We start from the raw sequence: 20,917 nt of genomic DNA, 5'->3' as shown, positions 1-20,917 counted from the left end.
ATTTTGGAACTATATGCTATTATATGAATTAATATAAACAATCATTACATAACACTAAAAGCTCTCTAAGATTAAATAAAAAAACGCATTAAAATTTACTCTTATTTCAAAAAAAAAAAAAACAGAACTAATTAGCGACTTTGGAGCGTAACCCTAAAACTTATTTTAGCAAGGACAAAAACGCGTTTTTGAGTTTTGAGGGTACTCAAAGCATACCTTGCTGTTTAAAACACAAAATAAGTTTAACACCTATTTATATCATTGACTTAAACTCAATATTACAAAAGGAAAAAAATTATTCTCTCTTACCAGTTCCTTCTATCTCCAAAAAATTAAACATTTCAACAAATCGATCTTCTACTCTTGATCCGTATCTATTTTTTATGTCTACCAATGATAAATTTGAAGTTACATGAGTTTTAACGCCTTTTAATAAATACTCATTATACCTGTTTAACATTATCCGAATAAAGATATCTTCTTTACCATAATTGCTAGCTTCTTTTTCCGCTCCTAAATCATCAAATAAAAAAACACCTTTTGAATAGTTTTGAACTACATAATCTTTCTTATTATTCAAATTATATTTTTGAACAATATCTGATGATGAAACAATTGGAAACCAAAGTTGTTTTAAATGATATTTTTGAGAAATGGATTGTATTATCTGAAAACTAGTGGTCTTACCCGTACCATGACTTCCCATAACATACAAACCTTTATTCAACTCCCCTTTATGAATCGTTTCAAAAGATTCGTCATGAGCGAAATATTTACAAAGTAGGTTTAGGAAATTCTTGTTGTATTTATCCACTGTGAATATTCTTTTCTTACTAGCGTAATGTTTTTTAGCTTCATAATTAAAAAGTTGCTTCAGTTCGTCAGTACTAATAAGTGTTTTCTTTTTTATCGCAACTTTTTTACTTTCTTTAAAATTCATAGTTGAAAAATTAATTATATTAAAAATTGATTCCATATTTCTTTCCTTTTGTTATTTTAAAATCACACCTCTATTACCATTCATTTTAGCTGACTTGTTTTTGTCTTTAAATTTAGTATTTGATTTAATACTTGAAGTTTTAGTATTATCCTTAAAGAAATCTTTTATAGGTCTATTAAAGTTCACTTCAATAGGCTTCTCATATATTGTTATATACCTATTCAAGATTTCTTTAGTACCCTTATCCCTGTAAGTATGCCTACATATGTATTCATACTCTTCTAAGTTTTTAAGCCAAAAATTTATAGACTGAATTGAGACTTTATAACACTTTACAAAATACTTATTGTTCGCGTAGCAAAAACCTAATTTATTAGTTAATGATGCAATTTCTGCATACAGAATTTTTGCATTTGGAGTCAGTCGTTTATCATACCTAACCTTTGATGGTAAAATAGAATAGTAAGATGGTTCTTGTTTTTCCATATTACGATTTCCTTTTACTTTTTAAAGAATAATCAAGTGCAAGCTCTTCTATTTCCTTAGTAGATTTTTTAATTCTCTTTAATAACCAATTATCCAATAAAGATTTATCGAAAAAAATAAGTTTCCCATTTGGTTTGGAAACACCATCTATGCCGCCTGACGAAGTTAACTTGTACAAGTAACTTCTGGAAATACCTGTATAATCACAAGCTTCATCAAATGTAAGTACTGTTTTATTTCCAACTAATAGACGTTCTATTCTATCTAGTCGTTCTTCTAATTTAATATTGTTCATTATCTTATGTTTAAGATTAATTAATGAACAATTAGCGCTAATTGTTTTTAGTTATTGAATTCTTTTCAAAAGTAGAATAAAGGAAAGTATAAGTCATTTACCTAAAAATAATAGGTAAACACAAAAAAAAGCAATGTTTTGATTTACAGTGTTTTATTTTTTAATTTATTTTGAATATTTATTTTTAATTACTGTTTTTTAGGTAATTGAGCGATAAAAACATCCCAAAACACATGATTATAAATTTTAAAATTCTCTTCGATTAGTCTTTTATTGTACCAATACTTTTTTACGTTACCTGCAGAGAAACCTAAAACTTGGTTATTTTTAGAAAACATTAATTCAATTATATCAAAAGTTTTGTAGATTCTAGTCTTTATAATTCCTTTATGAAGCAATTTTAAAAATATTTTGATGATATTTTGAGTATGATCATCAGGAATAAAATCAACATACTTTAACCTAGTAAACTTTATCAATTTTGAATTATAACCTTGTTTTTTATCCGTAACCTCAATCGTAGTAAAATGATAGACAAGACTTTCTAAAGATTCTTTATCGTATTCTAAATCATAAGATTCAAAATAATGAACTAGAATTTTTAAAAGACTATTTTGATTAAAATTATTAGATAAAACTAACTTATTTGAGTTTTCAATATTATCATTAAATTTAAACCTCTTATTAATTTTAATATTTCCTATGGATAAAAAGGATTCATCTATCCATTCTATCATTTTATTTATATGGGATACTCCAGATGAAATTAATATCCCTTCTGATTTTTTCTTTAAATCCCAAAAATTATCAACATTTACATAATCATCAATTACTTCATCATATTCTAATTTATTCTTAATTTCATTTTCTTTAGAGTTCTCTATATAACTATGTGTTAAATATTCGGAATCTAATATAGTCGCGAGCTCTTTTAAACAGTTTTTAAAAAACAGTTTCTGATTATGAAATTCACAATCGCTTTTACATTCTGACATTTTTTTATTCAATAACTTCTTCCATTCATCTAATGAATAGACCAGAGGGAATACTATTTGAAATCTATAATCTAATTCAGTCTTTAAATAATTAATATTAAAGGCTCTTAATTTATTGGATAGACTTTTTAGCAATTGTTGGGACTTGGTATTAGAAACAGAATAGTACATGAAATCAAAATTGAAATAAAATCCATTTCTAATAACATCTATTTTATTATAATTTGAACTTATATCTTTATATTCAAAATGGCCATACTTTCCGCTTTCAATCCCCAATTCACCTTTATAAATAAAACTATGCTCTAAATAAGTAGACTCTGAAGCATACTCATCTAATTTTAGCTTATTTAACTTTTCACGAATTGATTTCACTAAAAGCATGTTTTTTTTAATTCGCATTGATTTAAATTCCAAAATCTCAATAATTCCTTGCTCAACTTTTACAGATGTAAATTTTGGTAATTCCGTTTGTCTATATTTAAAACTCACGTCAGTTAAGAACATTTTTGTCTTCAACTGTGAATTGGAATTATTAATACCTGAAATATAATCGTTATAATCAATTGGATGATATTCTTCTGGTCTTTTCTCTTCATAAACAAATGAAAGGAATAGCCCTATGTGTTTTTTAGAATAGGCTATACTCAAATCTATATTATCTAATAAATACAAAAACTGATACTCGTTTAAATGACTGATCATCAAAGACAACTCGTCATAATCTGCAAACTCAAATTTACCAGAATTAAATAAGTAGATTAACCTATCAGTATTATAATCTATTTCAAAAAATGCTTTTATAAATGTGCTCATAACTCAATTTTTAATTCTGGAATAATCTCTGACGCCTCTTTCATTCTAGAATCAATAATCTTTGCGTAGATTTCAGTGGTTCGTAATTCTTTATGTCCTAAACGCTTAGAAACCGTGTAAATATCTGCTCCGTTTTCAAGTAATAACACCGCATTGGTATGCCTTGCGCTGTGAAAAGTAATATGTTTAGTAATTCCTGCACGCATGCACCAACGTAAAATTTCAGCATTAAAATGTGCTCCATATTTTAAACCGACAAATACTCGATCACTTTCCATTTGACGTTCTCCAAGCAAATCACGAGCTTGTTTAGAAATATATAAGTACTCTAGTCCATCCGTTTTTTTCTGTCTGAAAATAATCCTTGAACCATTTTCTTCCTCTCTAACTTCTGACCAAATCATTTTATTTATATCACTCCACCGTAAACCTGTTAAACAACTAAATATAAATGCTTTTTTAAGCATGATGTATTTACAATGAGATGTTGACAAAGCTTGAAGTTCTAAATGCGTTAAATACTCTCTTTGCGACTCTCCCTGCTCAAATCCTTTTACTGATTTAAGCACGTTTTCTTTTAAGTATCCATTATCCATTGCACTACGCAATGCTGCTTTAAATTTATTAAAATAAGAATATTTTGAGTTTTGAGATAAGGCAATTCCACTTTTAGTTTTAGCAGAAACATCTAAGTACTTTTTGAATCCCTTAACAAAAGGAATATCAACATCATCAAAAGTAACAGATGCAGAGCAATATCCTTCTAAGTGCTTTTGAGCAGCACTCCAATTATCATAGTTAGATTTACTCTCGTAGCGCTCTTCTTTAATGTTAGTATAATAATCAAGAAAGCGCATTTTACTTTTCTTGGTATTCTTTATATTATATTTTCCCTGAATAAAATCAGCTTGGCGTAATAACAGTATTTGGTTTGCTAACTGCAATGTTTCCTTGTCCTGTCTTTTTTCTTGAGAAGTTTTAGGGTCTTGAGAAATATAAAGCTTCAAATATTCAAAACTTCTATTGTGTTTTTTTACTCCATTAGAGTCAATAATAGAACCATTGTAAAATTCTAGATACAAACTAAACTTTCCACTTTTTAGTTTTTTTTGTTTCAAACTTATTTTCATATTAAAGATGTATTTTAGTACATCTTTTATGAGTTAAATAAACAAAGGTGTACTTTAGAGACAATAAAAGTACAAAAACAAGAGAGATAAAAGAAAACAAAAAACAAATAAATAACAACTAATAGATTGACTATCAAGTAAAAGAAATAAAAACAATACTAAAAGAAAACACGCTTACTTCCCAATACAGAAATTAGCAAAAATATTACCTAGTAAATCATCACTAGTAATTTCGCCTGTAATTTCTCCAAAATGGTATAATGCTTGTCTAATATCAATTGCTAACAAATCTCCTGACAAACCAGATTCTAAACCATATTTTACTTTCTGAATTTCTTCAAAAGCTTTTAATAACGAATCATAATGTCTTGTATTAGTCACAATTGTTTCGTTATTACGAAGTGCTCCTGTATTTACAAAACCGATCAACTTGTCTTTTAACTCCTCTACTCCAAGTCCTGATTTAGCTGATAATAAATGAACACCTTCAAACTCAAGATTCAACCTATCTAACTCTTCTACATTTAGAGTATCTATTTTATTAGCAATAATTAAAAGCGGTTTTAATGGAAACCTATTTTTAATTTTTTCAATTTCTATTTTTAATCGTTTGCTTTCTGTTTTAAATTCTTCAGCAGAAAAAAGAAGCACAACAACTTGAGCTTGCTCCATTTTTTCGAAAGTTTTCTTGATACCGATACTTTCTACAACGTCTTTAGTTTCTCTAATTCCAGCAGTGTCAATAAATCTAAACCCTATACCTTCTATCACTAACTCGTCTTCAATAGTATCTCTAGTCGTACCTGCAATATCACTTACAATTGCTCTTTCTTCATTTAAAAGGGCATTTAAAAGTGTAGACTTTCCAACATTTGGTTCTCCAACAATAGCGACAGGTATTCCGTTTTTTATAACATTACCTACTGCAAAACTATCTATTAAGCGTTTTAATACAAAGGTTATTTTTTCGACTAAAGCTTGAAATTGAGAGCGATCTGCAAACTCTACATCCTCTTCTGCAAAATCTAACTCCAACTCGATTAAAGACGCGAAATTCATTAGCTCTTCTCTAAGTTTAGCTATTTCGCTAGAAAAACCACCACGCATTTGTTGCATTGCAATTTGATGTGATGCTTCATTATCACTCGAAATTAAATCTGCGACAGCTTCAGCTTGACTTAAATCTAATTTACCATTTAAAAACGAACGCAATGTAAACTCACCTGCATTAGCCATTCTACAACCACTTCTTAAAAACAATTGTATAATTTCTTGCTGTATATAAATAGATCCATGACAAGACACCTCTACAACATCCTCTCCAGTATAAGAGTTAGGGTTTTTAAATACAGAAACTAATACTTGGTCAATAGTACGCTTATCATCCACAATATGACCTAAATGTATGGTATGTGTTTTCTGGTTTAAAAGTGTTTTTTGCTTCTTAACAGACTCAAAACAGCGGTCCGCAATTGCGATGGCATCCTTACCTGATAATCTTATAATAGCTACTGCTCCTGCTCCTGAAGCAGTTGCTAATGCTACAATTGTGTCGTTATAAATCATATTGCAAAAATAGACATAAAAAATTCAATTTTTATATTTTATATTTGTGAGAAATAATATTACCATGAAACCATATATCTTACTTTTTCTAGTCGCAACATTAAGTTTTTCTTGTAAACAAGAACCACAAAAGCCTCTTGTTTTTGGAACTAATATTGGTGACTACGCCCCTACATTTACAGCTAAAACACCTGAAGGAAAAGATTTGTCCTTAGGAGATATTAAAGCAGATCTAATCATTCTAGATTTTTGGGCTAGCTGGTGTGGACCGTGTAGAAGAGAAAATCCAAACGTGGTAAAAATGTATAATAAATACCATAGTAAAGGATTAGAAATTGTTGGAGTATCTTTAGATAAGCAAGGCCAAAAGCAACGTTGGATAGATGCTATTGCTAAAGACAAACTAGCTTGGAAACACTTATCAAACCTTGAAGGTTGGCAAGAACCAATTGCACAAATTTATGGTGTGCGCTCGATACCTGCAACCTATATTTTAGATGGTGACGGTAAAATAATTGCTAAAAACTTACGTGGTAAAGCACTTGAAGATAAGGTTGCCGAAATTTTAGGAAACTAGATTTTACCTAATTTTTGCATTACGAATAAAACAACTATTGGAATAGCTAACACTAACACCATTGTTAAATCTGTTTGTAATAACCTAGGCGCAATAATCAAAGTAGTAACATAACCTCCAACAGCACCTCCAAAGTGTGCATCGTGACCAATATTACCTATTTGCTTTTTCATTCCATAAATTGAATATAACAAGTAACCAATACCAAAGACCCAACCCGGAATTATAAAGTTAATTTGCATCCAAGGATCAAATAAAATAGCGGAATAAATAATTCCCATTACCGCACCACTGGCGCCAACTGCACTATAATGGTAGTTGTTTTTATTAAACACTAAGGACAACAAACTTCCAGCTACTAAACTTATTAAATAAATAATTACAAACTTGGTTTGCCCGACTCTTGCTATAACAAGCCATGCAAAAAAGAAAAGTGTAATCATGTTAAAAAGTAAATGCTGCGGATTAACATGCAAAAAACCAGAGCTAAATATTCTAAATTGCTCTCCTCTTTTTATAGCACCAACATTAAATTTATACTTTTCAAAAAAAGCACGATCTTCAAATCCTTTATAGGAAATGATAACATTTGCTGCAATAATTATAATAGTTATTAAATTGAAATTACCCATTATCTAGTTTAAGTTTAAATCAAATATAACATATATTTGTTCTAGCAAAATTAATAAGTATTCATGCAATTATTAGCCTACATTTTAATTTATCCTTTTTTATGGTTAATTTCCATTCTTCCATTCAGGCTATTATATGCTTTTTCTGATGGATTATATTTTTTAATCTACTATATTATTGGGTACAGAAAGAAAACAGTAAAAGAAAATCTTCATCTTGTTTTTCCTGATAAAGCTGAAGCTGAAATTAATGATATTAGAAAAAAATTCTATCATCATTTTTGTGATATGATTGTAGAGGCTATAAAATCTCTAACTATTTCTGAAAAACAAATGATGAAACGTATGACGTTTCCAAACATTGAAGAAATACATAAGCACGAAAACAATAATAAAAGTATTGTTTTAATGTGTGCGCACTATGGTAGTTGGGAATGGATTTTTATCTTACAAAATCATGTTAGTAGTAAAGGATATGCAGTTTACAAGAAATTAGCAAACAAACATTTTGACAAATTAGTCAAACGCATTAGGGCTAAATACAACTCTTACCTTATAACTACTAAGGAAACCGCTGCTACACTACAAAAAGCTAAAAGCAATAACGAATTAACTATAAACGGTTTTGTGTCTGACCAGAGCCCTAAACCACATAAAGCGCATCATTGGTTAGATTTTATGGGTATTAATGTCCCTGTGTATACAGGAGCTGAAATGCTAGCTAAACAATTAGATATGGCTGTGGTCTATTTTGCTGTTAAACGCGTTAAAAGAGGCTATTACCAAACGACGTTTACAACATTAGCGGAAGAACCTAATAGTTTTAAAGATTACGAGATAACGGATGCTTTTTTTAAATTAGTAGAAAACCAAATCCATGAAGCTCCGCAGTATTACTTATGGACACACAAACGCTGGAAACATCGTGATAAATCTCCTGAAGATTATAAATAGTATTCTAAAAAAAAGACCTCAAAATTATTTAAAATTCTGAGGTCTTTTTTTATAATAACTCCTACTACTTTCTCTATCAAAAACAGGTATTACATTTCAAACCAATCACTAACTCTTACATCGTTTTTTGGTACAAATGTTTTATGTATAAACTCATTATTTGCTTTATTATATTCATAATCTTTAGCCCATTCTACATGGTTTTCTGCCAAAGCAATTAAGCTTTCGCAAACATAATCTACTTCGTTACATGTTGTTGTAGGATGTATAGACATACGGATCCAACCTGGTTTACGTATTAAATCTCCTAAAGAAATCTGATTGACTAAACTAGTAGACTGTTCTTGATCTACATGTAATAAATAATGCCCATAAGTACCAGCACAACTACAACCTCCACGAGTCTGAATTCCAAATTTATCATTTAGTAATTTTACACCTAAATTAAAATGTAAGTTATCTATATAAAAAGAAATCACTCCTAAACGTTTTTTTTGATCTCCTGCCAATATATTAATATTGTCAACATGGTCTAAATTACTAAATATTTGGTGTAGTAATTCATGCTCTCGATCCAACATATTTTTAACTCCCATTTGATCCTTTAACTTTATAGCTAAAGCAGTTTTAATGGTTTGCAAAAAGCCTGGCGTACCACCATCCTCTCTATCTTCAATATTATCAATATACTTATGTTCTCCCCAAGGATTTGTCCAACTAACTGTACCACCTCCCGGACAATCGGGAACCATATTTTTGTACAGTTTTTTATTAAACACCAATACACCTGAAGTACCAGGACCTCCTAAAAATTTATGTGGAGAAAAGAAAATAGCATCTAACGCTTCGTCTTCATCTTCTGGATGCATATTAATATCTACATAAGGTGCAGAGCAAGCAAAGTCAACAAAGCACACACCTCCATTTTTATGCATTAATTTAGCAATTTGATGGTATGGTGTTTCGATACCTGTAACGTTGCTTCCGCCTATTACAGAAGCTATTTTTAAAGTGCAATCTTTATATTTTTCTAAAAGAATTTCTAAATTTTCTAAACTAAATGAGCCATCATCGCCAGCAGGAATAACCTCTACTTTAGCCATAGTTTCTAGCCAAGACGTATGGTTAGAATGATGCTCCATATGTGTTACAAAAACGACAGGTCTTATTTCATCAGGAATTGTTGTAAATTTTTTTAAGTTTTCAGGTATTTTTAAACCTAAAATACGCTGAAACTTATTGACGACACTTGTCATACCGTTACCCGCAACAATCAAAACATCGTCCGCATTGGTATTAACATGTCCTTTAATAATTTGCCTAGCCTTGTGATAGGCATTTGTCATAGCAGTTCCAGATACCGTTGTTTCGGTATGTGTATTTGCTACAAATGGTCCAAATTGGTTTAGTAATTTATCTTCTATAGGTCTGTACAATCGTCCTGAAGCCGTCCAATCTGTATATATCATTTTTTGAGTTCCGTAAGGCGATTCAAATTCTTGATCTATACCAACAATATGTTTTCTGAATTTAGAAAAATAAGCTTCTAATTCAGACTTTTCAGTTCTTTGTGCTTTTGTAACGTACATAACTTATAACTTAAAGGTTAATATCCTTAGATGTTTGCAATCTGCTTAATCTCCGCAATAATTTTATCAGCTAAATTATCTGCTTCTGTTTGACTTTTAGCTTCCGTATAAATTCTAATAATTGGCTCTGTATTACTCTTACGTAAATGTGCCCAACTTTCAGCAAAATCTATTTTAACACCATCAATAGTTGTTAAATTTTCTTTGCTATATTTTTCTTCCATTGCCTTTAAAATAGCATCAACATCTAACGTAGGTGTTAATTGTATTTTCTTTTTACTCATAAAATAACTTGTATACGTTTTGCGTAATTCGCTAACGCTTAGCTTTCTTTCAGCTAACAAACTTAAAAACAAAGCAACACCTACTAAAGCATCACGCCCGTAGTGAGACTCTGGATAAATAATACCTCCGTTACCTTCACCACCAATGACAGCATTGTTCTTTTTCATTAAAGTTACAACATTAACCTCTCCCACTGCTGAAGCTTCGTATGTACCACCATGCTTTTCAGTAACATCACGAAGTGCTCTTGTTGAGCTCATGTTACTAACCGTATTCCCTGGGTTTTGACTTAATACCCAATCAGCACATGCAACTAAAGTGTATTCCTCTCCAAACATCTCTCCATTTTCGTCCATAAAAGCTAATCTATCAACGTCAGGGTCTACAACTATACCAAAATCGGCATTATGCTTTTTAACCTCAGCAGATAAATCACCTAAATGTTCTTTTAATGGCTCTGGATTATGTGGAAAATGACCTGTTGGGTCACAATATAATTTTACAGCTTCTACTCCTAAACGTTCTAATAATAAAGGGATAGCAATACCTCCAGTGCTATTTACCCCATCCACAACAACTTTAAAATTAGCGTCTTCAATGGCTTTTTGATTAACATATTCTAAATCCAATACTTCATCAATATGAATATCAATATAAGCATCATTTTTAGTAATTTCACCTAAGTCATCAACTTCAGCAAATGTCATAGCATCAGATTCTGCAATTTCCAAAATCTTTTGTCCTTCTGCTCCATCTAAAAACTCTCCTTTCGCGTTAAGCAACTTTAAAGCGTTCCATTGTTTTGGATTATGACTTGCTGTTAATATAATTCCTCCATCTGCATGTTCCATTGGCACAGCAATTTCTACCGTTGGTGTTGTAGATAAATCTAAGTCTACAACATGTATTCCTAGACCAACTAAAGTATTCATTACTAAATTTTGGATCATATCTCCAGACAAACGTGCATCACGACCAACAACTACTTTATAGTCTGTTTTACTACGTTGTTGTTTTAACCAAGTTCCATAAGCTGCTGCAAATTTTACAGCATCAATTGGTGTTAAGTTTTCTCCAACTGCCCCTCCAATAGTTCCTCTAATTCCTGATATAGATTTTATAAGTGTCATTCTCTAAATTTGTTTTTAAGTTTTAAAAAATAGCTTTCGTAATATTTAAACGAAAAATGCGCTATTGTTATGGTTAATGCAAAAGTTAATATATAAATAAGGACTATAGCAAAGCCATCATTAAATAAAGCGTGTTTTTGCAATTTCAAAAATAAGAAAACTACAGCGTTTAAAGCGATAACATGAAACATATATAATCCGTAAGATATCTGTCCTAAATAATTAAGGGTTTTACTTCTAATTTCAACACCAAAATTATTATGACAAATACTATGTATAAATAAGCCAAACAACACCATAGTAAAAAGGTTAAATAACCACTCTTGTTTAAAAAACAATAGGTTTGTTGTAAAATACAATAGCGTTAAAACACAAATAGATAATGGTATTAATTTTGATTTTTTTAAAAATTTTAATTGCTTTTTCTCTTCCAATATGGCTACAATTCCTCCTAAAAACATATAGAAAAACACCATAGTAAATTCACTTAAAAAAGAAAAGGCTTCCAAATGATAAAAGATAAAGTAGCCACCTGTTAACACACTTAAAACCAATAAAATCTTATTTTTATTAATCACAAATAATAATGGTGCAATCACTAAATAAAACTGTTCCTCAATACCAATAGACCATAATATTTCTAAAACACCGCCTGGCATAAATAAATCCTTAAATATATTTGGTAAGAAAAAAACACTCAATAAAATGCCATCCCTTAAGGCGTAATTGTTTTGAAAAGGAATCCCTAAGTTTGGAAGAATTACCCAATAATACAAAAAGCCAAAAATTACGATTAAATAATACAGTGGAAAAATTCTTAAAATACGTCTGACATAAAATTTCTTAATAGAAAACGTTCCTTTTTGCTTCTCATTATAAATTAATTTAATAATCAAAAAACCACTCAAAACAAAAAACATGTATACCGCTTCTGTCCCACGATTAAATATGGGAGCATCTAAAAAATACGGAAGTCCTTGATTGCGACACAATTGTGGTAAGTGAAAAAACACCACAAAACTAGCAAGTACAAAACGTAACACATCTAAATTAGGTAATCGATTCAAATTATATAATTTACAGGCTAAAAATACATATATTTATAAGATGAATTTTCTTGCGCACATATATCTTTCCGGAAATAACAAAAAAATAACTATTGGTAATTTTATTGCCGATGGTATTAGAGGTAATAAATACGATCATTTTGAAGACCAAATCCAAACAGGTATAAGATTACATTTACAGATTGACACCTTTACGGATGCCCATCCAACTGTAAGAAAAAGCACTAAACGTCTGCATGAAAACTATGGACACTATTCTGGAATTATAGTGGACATTTTATATGATCATTATTTAGCAAAAAATTGGTCCAAATATTCTGATGTTCCTTTAGAAGAATATATTGATGCTTTTTATGAAACACTAGAAGATAATTTTGAAATACTACCACAACGTATTCAAAAAATGATGCCTCACATGCTAGCTGATAATTGGCTATTAAGTTATGCCTCTATAGAAGGCATATCTAAAGTATTAGAAGGTATGAATAAGCGCACTAAAAATAGATCTAAAATGAATTTAGCTGTTAATGAGCTAGAAGAATTTTATAAAGAATTCGAAGCGGAATTCACTAGTTTTTTTGATGATTTAATAGCCTTTTCAAACCAAACCTTAGACTCTTTACAATCTCAATAAAATGAAAAAACTTGTATTAGTTATTTGTCTCTCTGTTGCTTTTTACAGTTGTAAAACAGAACAAAAACGTGGTTTAATAGCAAAAAAAGCTATGGTCGTTTCTGCTAGAGAAGAAGCTTCTAAAATTGGAAGTGCCATTTTAGAGCAAGGCGGGACCGCTTTTGATGCCATGATAGCAACAGACTTAGCTTTAGCAGTATGTTATCCGTATGCCGGTAATATTGGCGGCGGTGGTTTTATGGTGTACCGTTTAGAAGACGGTAGCTTTGGCGCTTTAGATTATCGCGAAAAAGCATCTAAACTAGCTACCAAAGACATGTATTTAGACAGTTTGGGTAATGTGATCCCTAACTTAAGCACAAAAGGAGCTTTAGCTGTTGGTATTCCTGGCACGATTGCAGGATTATTTGCAGTGCATGAAAAGTTTGGAACACTGCCTATTGAAACAATTATGCAACCGGTTATAGATTTAGCAAATCGTGGATTTGTGGTTACAAAAAAAGACAAAGCCGTATTAGATGATAAGCGTGACGATTTTAACACTGTAAATAAAACACCAATCTTATTTAGTAACCATTGGAAAGCTAATGACACTATTAAACAACCTAATTTAGCAAATACGTTAAAAGCCATAATGACTAATGGTCGTGATGAATTTTATAAAGGTGAAACCGCAAAAAAGCTATCAGCATTTATACAAGACAATGGTGGAATTATTACTACCGAAGATTTAGGAAATTATGAAGCAGTTTGGAGAACACCCGTAACTTTTGAATATGATAATTTAAACATCATATCCATGTCACCACCTTCTAGTGGCGGAATATGTTTAGCACAAATATTATTACAAATAGAAGATTATAATTTAGATGAATTTGGTCATAACAGTCTTAAAACAATACAAGTTATTACGGAAGCTGAGCGTCGTGCCTATGCTGACCGCAGTTTTTACTTAGGCGACCCAGACTTTGTAACCATTCCGCAAAACCATTTAATTAGTGCTACTTATCTAAATGATAGAATGGCTGATTTTAGTTTTGACAAAGCAACACCATCATCAGAAGTGTCACACGGTAAAGTACAAATTATTGAAAGTGACGAAACAACCCACTACTCCATTGTGGATCAATATGGAAATGCCATTGCGGTAACCACAACATTAAATTCAGGATATGGTTCAAAATTATATAGCGAAGCACTAGGATTCTTTTTTAATAACGAAATGGATGATTTTTCAAGTAAACCTGGCATACCAAATGTCTATGGTCTAATTGGTGCAGAAGCAAATGCCATTGTCCCAGAAAAACGTATGTTAAGTTCTATGACGCCTACTATTGTAGAAAAAAACGGTAAATTGTATATGACGTTAGGTACGCCTGGAGGCTCTACTATTATTACGTCCGTGATGCAGACTATTTTAAATGTACACGAATTTGAAATGTCTATGCAAGAAGCCGTCAATGCTCCAAGGTTCCATCATCAATGGTTACCAGATACTATCAGAATGGAGCCTGACTCATTTTCTGAAGAATTAATAACACAATTACAAGCAAAAGGCTATTCTATAAATCAAGAAAATGCTGATGTTATTGGTAAAGTTGATGGGATATTAGTTTTAGAAAATGGAACATTAGAAGGTGGTGCCGATCGACGTGGTGATGATAAAGCTATTGGTTTTTAGAGTGTGTAATTTTATTTCAATAAGAATAAAACAAAGCAAAAACCAAGTAAATTAAACTAAAAAATAATTCTTTTTTGTCGCAATGCAACCACGTATCGCCTATTTAAGTTTTTAATAAAAAACATGTTGCTACTTGTAAAAGGTTACTCCATATTCATTAATTGATATTTCTAATAGAATCTGCAAAACCCAATTAATAGCATCTTCATTACTTATAGGTTTTTATATAACGCCTACATTTTTAGAGTAGTAAAGTATTTAACAAATAACACTAACCAATTAAAAGCGTAGTATTTTTACTTCATTTTTTAAATTTTTAGATTAACAAAAGACAAAGAACATTTATATTTGTGTTGAAACAACCAATCCTTTTAAAGAATATTTTCTTCTAAAAGCATAGCACTTACTGTGAAAAAGAATAACTAAATATGATAAAAAAAATCTTTACAATAGTGTTTCTTTTTTTTACACTAATAAGCAATAGCACAGACTTTAATAAAGTAGAATTATCTAACATCAAAAAGGTAACAAAAACCAATACCTTTTCTAATTACACTATGCTTCTTAGTGCTACTGGTGAAGAATGCTCAGGAAATGGAAACATACAAATAGACATTAATGCTTCTGAAGTTGGTGCTACATTTGAGTTTTTAGTATATACCATTTCCGATTTAACTACACCAATAAATAGCGAAACGGTATCCGAAGGACCAATTACGTCTACTGATTTTACTACCAACATAACAACGTTAACTAGTGGAACTTACCTTATCAGAGCTATCGAAACTATTGGGTCCGTTGAAACCATAATAGAACAAGAAATAACAGTACCCAATAATATAATTCCAATTACATTTGATGCCGTTCAAGAAAGTGCTTGTTTAGGAACTATTAACGTATTATTAAACTCTGGTAATGTTTTAGAGTATAGAGTTAAACAAGCAGGCGTGTTAATCGAAACGATTACTCAGGCTCAAATTGACTCTGGTGCTGCAAGTACATTTACAGATTTAGCTTTTGGAAACTACACTATAGAGGTTGAAGATATTTGTGGTGATATAGTAGTCCAAGGAATTAATTTATTAGATCAAGCTCCTAGTTATAGTAATCCTATCAACTACCCAACCAATATTGATGATAACGACTGCTCTCAAACAAGATTATTAATCTTAATTTACGAAAATCAAAGCTCAGGATCTATTACATCTGCTCTTGACGAAAATTTCTTCCCTTTTTCTGTAACCTTAACTTATGATGATGACGCAGACGGAAACAACACTGTTGTAAGTGATACATGGAACTCTATAGATCAAAATGGGTCATACTACAATCTTCCAACACAAAACACACCATATAATGTAACTACGGAAGTAACTAACACATGCGGAACTACAGTTTATTTAAACACGATTACTTTTTCTGGTCCACCAAATTTGAATTACTCTATCCGCACCACGCAAGATTGCGGAAAGCAAAATTTATATTTTAGTAACTTTCAAAACTTTGCTTTTCCTCTAACTATGGAAGTTGTAACAGCACCACCAGCGTTTGATATAAATAATGACCCCAATTTATACAACTCTATTTTTCCAGTTGGATCTAGTATTTCCGATCCCATTACTTCAAGCAACGCTTTTACTTTTGGAAATTATAATCTAGGTCTCCCTGAGGGTGATTATACCTTTTTATTTACAGACAGGTGTGGAAGACAGTTAAGCAGAAACATATACATGAGCATAGATAACTCTCCTAGAGAATTAAATATTAGAACCAGAGAAGGCTGTGACGAAACTGGTGGTTTAGAAATAAACATAACTAGAGAAAGCACTAGCGACATTACCTCTGCTGCTGGCTTTAATAGCCTAACGATTACCTCCGCTCCTGCAAGTTACACTGGCCCAACTATAATAGACTTATCGACATCCACTGTCAATAATTTTTTTGGAGATTTTGTATACATCTATGATTTACCAGCTGGTGATTATTCTTTTTTTGTAGACACAACATGTGGTTACTCTCTAACAGGTTCAAAAACTATTAATGGAGCTATTGTTGAAGATTTTGACACCGCAATTACATCTTTTTGTGGAAGTTTTAATCTTGATTTAAATGTCACATTTAATGTCAATAAACCATTATTTGTACTTCAAAAATTTAACACTACTGATGGTGTTTGGGCTAATATAAATAGTACCACTGCTGAGTTGACCAATTACGTAGATAATACTGTATTAAACCCAAATAGCACAACATCTGTTATATTAGCTAACTATCAAAATAATTACGGACAATTCATTACTAATAATGGATCGATTAATAACGTTACCGGATCTGGATTATTTAGAATTTATTATTCATTTTTAAGAAGTGAAGAACAAGACCGTTGTTACAACACACTAGAAGAATTTACAATTGCAGATAATAATATTACGTTAGCCGATTTTGATGTAGTCGATTGCGGAGATGGAAATAATGATTTATTTATAGATGCAATAGGTGTCAACTTAAACTATGAAATTATAAGCAGTGATGGTGTCCCGCTTAGCCCGACTATTAATAATGGCAACAACCCTGTTTTTACCAACTTAACACCAGGTCTTTATGTTGTTCAAATAAGTGATGATTGCGGTGCAGTAAGTCTATTTACAATAAACACTAATCAATCACAACCAATTGTCATTCAACCTTATGATTTATGTGTCGGAGAAAATGGATCGCTTACTATCAATACTCTATCTATTATTGATGTGACATGGACTAAAGATGGAGATCCAAGTTTTTCTGCAACAGGAAATGTCATAAATTTTGAACCTTATTCTGCCACAGATATTGGCACATACAATGCCACACTAACCTATAGCGCTAATCCTAATTCTTGTATCAATCAAACATTAAGTTACACCATTACTAATGGACCTCCCAATGCTGGTACTGGACAAACTGTAGATATCGCATTTATAGACACAACTTTAGAAAGCTTGTTTAGTTTTATTACAGGACCTTATGATAATTTTGGAACTTTTACTGAGACGACTGTAATACCTTCAGGAACACTTGATGAAAGTTTATGGGACGCTACGGGTTTAGAAGCAGGAACATACACTTTTGATTATACCGTGGATACCGGATGTAATGGTATTGATAGCACAACAATAACCATAACTATATTAGAAAGCGACTTAACAGCTGTTGACGATTCTGTTTTAGATATTTGTCCATTTACGGTTTATGATAATCTTTTTAATGTATTAGATAATGACACTTATGGTCAACTCCCATTAGTGCAAACAGATTTTTTAGTAACCACAGAAGTCGCCGATACTAATAATATTATGACTATAGATTCTATGGGAAATATAGATATCGCTGGAACAAGTATCGAAGGACAAACCTATACATTACAATATAGAATTACTGAAATAACAAATAGTGATAACTTTGATATTGGAGAGGTGACCATAACAATTAAGAACATTACAGAATCTATTTGCCCTACATTTCCGACAAGCCAAACAACTGTGCAATGTTATGATGATATTCCGACCAGCACAACATTAAGTCAATCAGAATTTGAGGCACTTGGAAACGCTAACGCAGTTATTAATAGCAACAGTTGTGGAACCATTGAAATACGAGCTGAAAACAGTCCAAACAATGGAAACTGTAATCAAACTGTGACTAGAACGTATACCGTTAGGGAATACTTAGACGCAAATAACAACAACTTGTACGATGTTGGAGAACCTGTTTTTTACACCACCATCTGCACTCAAGAGTTTTTAGTAAACGACACAATAGCTCCGGTAATAACAGGAACAATAACTAATACAACTATAGATGGGTGCTCGTCTACTGATGCAAGTACAGCTGCCACAACGGTCTCCGATTTAGAATTATTAGGGGTAACAATAACAGATGCTTGTGCAGCAAATACTAACCTAATTGTAACAAATATGGATACTGCATCAGGAAGCTATCCAACTATAGTCACAAGAGTTTACACTATCCAGGATGTTTGTGGAAACAGTGCTACAGCAACACAAACAATAACTATTGAAGACAATCAAAACCCAACTATTACATGCCCACCAACTGTAACAGTTGAAGTTGATAGCACATTATGTTCAGCTACAAACGTAAATTTAGGGACACCGCCAACTGGTTCTGATAACTGTAATATAGCTAATGTAACAAATGACGCACCAACGACTTACCCTTTAGGAGACACCACAGTAACATGGACAGCAACAGACAGTACTGGAAATACAGCGACATGTACACAAATTGTTACCGTCGTAGATCTAGAAAACCCAGCAATTGAGTGCCCACCAACGGTAGTAGCATTGGTTGACAATGGGTTGTGTGAAGCTAATAACGTAGACTTAGGCATTGCACCAATCGGCTCTGATAACTGCAGCATTGCTAGTATAACTAATGATGCCCCTTTATCTTATCCGTTAGGAGATACAATTGTAACATGGATTATTACGGATGGGTCTGGTAACACAGCGTCGTGCGAGCAACTTGTTACAGTTGAAGATAATCAAGCGCCAACTATTACATGTCCAGCAGCAATTACAGTTAATGCTGATAATGGATTATGTACTGCAAGTAATGTTAATCTAGGCATAGTCCCTACTGGACTTGATAATTGTAGTATAGCCAGCGTTACTAATAATGCTCCTGCAACTTATCCGCTAGGTAACACAGTAATAACTTGGACAGCTACAGACGGGTCAGGAAATACGGTCTCTTGTACACAAACAATCACAGTACAAGATAATGAAGTACCAAGTTTTACTGCGCCTGCTGATATTGAAATTCTTTCAGATATAAATTCTAATTATGATGCTAACGTAATCGTTACGGGAGATGTTACTGACGAAATGGATAACTGCTCCACAAATATAGAAGCAACTTATACAGATACAGTTTTAAATGGATCTTGTCAAGGTACTTTTATAATTACTAGAACATGGAGTTTAATGGATACTAATGGTAATACGGCAGACAATCAAATACAAACTATAACCGTAACTAACAACACTATTCTTGCCAATCAAAACTTAGACAGCTATACGCTTTGTGACGATAATATGGAAACTGATGGAGACACAACAAACGATAGTAACACGTTTGACCTAAATTCGCAAAATACCAATGTTCTTAATGGTTTAAATACTGCCGATTACGCTGTAAGTTATTACGTATCTTTATTAGATGCGCAACTTGAACAGAATAGTTTACCAAATCAATATGATAATATAAGTAATCCGCAAACTATTTATACTAGAGTAGATAGCACGACTCCAGGAAGTGAATGCTACGCTATATCTGAACTTACTTTAATGGTGCTTTCTTTACCAATAATTGAGTTAGAAGATCAATATGTACTATGTAGAGACACTAACGCTACAGAAGTTATAAACACTAATTTGGACCCAAACAACTACTCTTTTGAATGGTATTTTAATGATACACTTCTATCAGGAGAAACTGAAGCATCCTTGGAGCCATCAAATACAGGAACTTATAGTGTTATCGCAATAGATAATATAACAGGTTGCCCAAGCTTACCTATAAATACAAGCGTAATATTTAATGAAGCTCCCATTATTACTACGGTAACAACTGCAGCCTTTGCTAACCAACACAATATAACGGTAACCGCCACTAACGCTACAAGTCTTCACGAATTTAGTATTGATGGTGTTAATTGGTTTATGAACACTCCAAACAATAATAGTTATACCTTTAGTGATGTTACTCCTGGCGAATACACCATTTTTGTTAGAGACACTATTGGCTGTGGAGAAAATACTGTTACTGTCATGATAATTGACTACCCTCTATATTTCACGCCTAACGGAGATGGTACTAATGACACCTGGAATATATATGCTATACGTAATCAGCCAGATGCTATAATTTACATCTTTGACCGTTATGGTAAACTATTAAAGCAATTAACTCCGACAGGTGCTGGATGGGACGGAACATATAATGGAAATCCTATGCCAACTAGTGATTATTGGTTTACCGTAGAATATATAGAACCAACTACCAATGTTAAAAAAATAATGAAATCTCATTTTACTTTGAAACGATAAACATTAAAAAAAAATAAATACACTTCGCAC

At 31.8% G+C, this 20,917-nt stretch carries 15 protein-coding genes; 5 read left to right on the top strand and 10 right to left on the bottom strand.

Annotated elements, in window-relative coordinates:
- Positions 1-295: 295 nt before the first annotated feature.
- From BMZ09_RS15045 to mnmE, 6 genes are all read right to left on the bottom strand, one after another.
- On the bottom strand, positions 296-940 hold the full coding sequence (locus BMZ09_RS15045; protein WP_177183551.1) for a P-loop NTPase family protein: 645 nt from the start codon (positions 938-940) through the stop codon (positions 296-298).
- Positions 941-991: 51 nt separating this feature from the next.
- Positions 992-1,426 (bottom strand): helix-turn-helix domain-containing protein, encoded by a 435-nt coding sequence (locus tag BMZ09_RS15040; protein ID WP_090842134.1) that lies wholly within the window; start codon positions 1,424-1,426, stop codon positions 992-994.
- 1 nt (position 1,427) lies between these two features.
- A complete protein-coding gene (locus BMZ09_RS15035; RefSeq protein ID WP_090842132.1) occupies positions 1,428-1,721 on the bottom strand; it encodes a helix-turn-helix transcriptional regulator in 294 nt (97 codons plus the stop codon).
- Positions 1,722-1,909: 188 nt separating this feature from the next.
- The gene (locus BMZ09_RS15030) at positions 1,910-3,532 is read right to left on the bottom strand and encodes a hypothetical protein (RefSeq protein ID WP_090842130.1); all 1,623 of its coding nucleotides are present in this window, start codon (positions 3,530-3,532) and stop codon (positions 1,910-1,912) included.
- Positions 3,529-4,662: a site-specific integrase gene (locus BMZ09_RS15025; RefSeq protein ID WP_090842128.1), complete on the bottom strand. Its 1,134-nt coding sequence runs from the start codon at positions 4,660-4,662 to the stop codon at positions 3,529-3,531. Before BMZ09_RS15025 ends, BMZ09_RS15030 begins: the two co-directional genes overlap by 4 nt.
- Positions 4,663-4,836: 174 nt before the next feature.
- Positions 4,837-6,228: a tRNA uridine-5-carboxymethylaminomethyl(34) synthesis GTPase MnmE gene (mnmE, locus tag BMZ09_RS15020; protein WP_090842126.1), complete on the bottom strand. Its 1,392-nt coding sequence runs from the start codon at positions 6,226-6,228 to the stop codon at positions 4,837-4,839.
- A 64-nt stretch (positions 6,229-6,292) separates the two neighbouring features.
- On the opposite strand from mnmE, the gene BMZ09_RS15015 reads away from it, so the two are divergent.
- The gene (locus BMZ09_RS15015; RefSeq protein ID WP_090842124.1) at positions 6,293-6,805 is read left to right on the top strand and encodes a peroxiredoxin family protein; all 513 of its coding nucleotides are present in this window, start codon (positions 6,293-6,295) and stop codon (positions 6,803-6,805) included.
- Here the strand turns inward: BMZ09_RS15015 and BMZ09_RS15010 are convergent.
- Positions 6,802-7,437 carry a rhomboid family intramembrane serine protease gene (locus tag BMZ09_RS15010; protein ID WP_090842122.1) on the bottom strand — a complete coding sequence of 212 codons (636 nt, stop codon included), beginning with the start codon at positions 7,435-7,437 and terminating at the stop codon, positions 6,802-6,804. The two genes, BMZ09_RS15015 and BMZ09_RS15010, sit on opposite strands and share 4 nt — an antisense overlap.
- Positions 7,438-7,500: 63 nt before the next feature.
- Between BMZ09_RS15010 and BMZ09_RS15005 the strand changes: the two genes are divergently transcribed.
- On the top strand, positions 7,501-8,391 hold the full coding sequence (locus BMZ09_RS15005; protein WP_090842120.1) for a lysophospholipid acyltransferase family protein: 891 nt from the start codon (positions 7,501-7,503) through the stop codon (positions 8,389-8,391).
- An 89-nt stretch (positions 8,392-8,480) separates the two neighbouring features.
- On the opposite strand, the gene BMZ09_RS15000 is transcribed toward BMZ09_RS15005, so the two are convergent.
- From BMZ09_RS15000 to BMZ09_RS14990, 3 genes are read right to left on the bottom strand one after another with little or no spacing between them, the layout of a single operon-like run.
- Complete coding sequence (locus tag BMZ09_RS15000) at positions 8,481-9,980, bottom strand: aminotransferase class V-fold PLP-dependent enzyme (protein WP_090842118.1); 1,500 nt, start codon at positions 9,978-9,980, stop codon at positions 8,481-8,483.
- 26 nt (positions 9,981-10,006) lie between these two features.
- Positions 10,007-11,395 (bottom strand): phosphoglucosamine mutase, encoded by a 1,389-nt coding sequence (gene glmM / locus BMZ09_RS14995; RefSeq protein ID WP_090842116.1) that lies wholly within the window; start codon positions 11,393-11,395, stop codon positions 10,007-10,009.
- Positions 11,392-12,462 carry an acyltransferase family protein gene (locus tag BMZ09_RS14990; RefSeq protein ID WP_177183550.1) on the bottom strand — a complete coding sequence of 357 codons (1,071 nt, stop codon included), beginning with the start codon at positions 12,460-12,462 and terminating at the stop codon, positions 11,392-11,394. The genes glmM and BMZ09_RS14990 overlap by 4 nt, the downstream gene beginning before the upstream one ends.
- A gap of 40 nt (positions 12,463-12,502) precedes the next feature.
- Here BMZ09_RS14990 and BMZ09_RS14985 point away from each other — a divergent pair, with 40 nt between their 5' ends.
- From BMZ09_RS14985 to BMZ09_RS14975, 3 genes are all read left to right on the top strand, one after another.
- Positions 12,503-13,096 (top strand): acyl carrier protein phosphodiesterase, encoded by a 594-nt coding sequence (locus BMZ09_RS14985; RefSeq protein ID WP_090842113.1) that lies wholly within the window; start codon positions 12,503-12,505, stop codon positions 13,094-13,096.
- Position 13,097: 1 nt separating this feature from the next.
- Positions 13,098-14,777 (top strand): gamma-glutamyltransferase, encoded by a 1,680-nt coding sequence (ggt, locus tag BMZ09_RS14980; RefSeq protein WP_090842111.1) that lies wholly within the window; start codon positions 13,098-13,100, stop codon positions 14,775-14,777.
- 428 nt (positions 14,778-15,205) lie between these two features.
- Positions 15,206-20,887, top strand: coding sequence for a T9SS type B sorting domain-containing protein (locus BMZ09_RS14975; protein WP_090842109.1), 5,682 nt, complete (start codon positions 15,206-15,208; stop codon positions 20,885-20,887).
- The last annotated feature ends 30 nt before the right edge of the window (positions 20,888-20,917 follow it).

The sequence above is a fragment of the Olleya namhaensis genome, from assembly GCF_900114005.1.
GTDB lineage: Bacteria > Bacteroidota > Bacteroidia > Flavobacteriales > Flavobacteriaceae > Olleya > Olleya namhaensis.
This window is presented reverse-complemented; position numbering and strand designations above follow the sequence as displayed.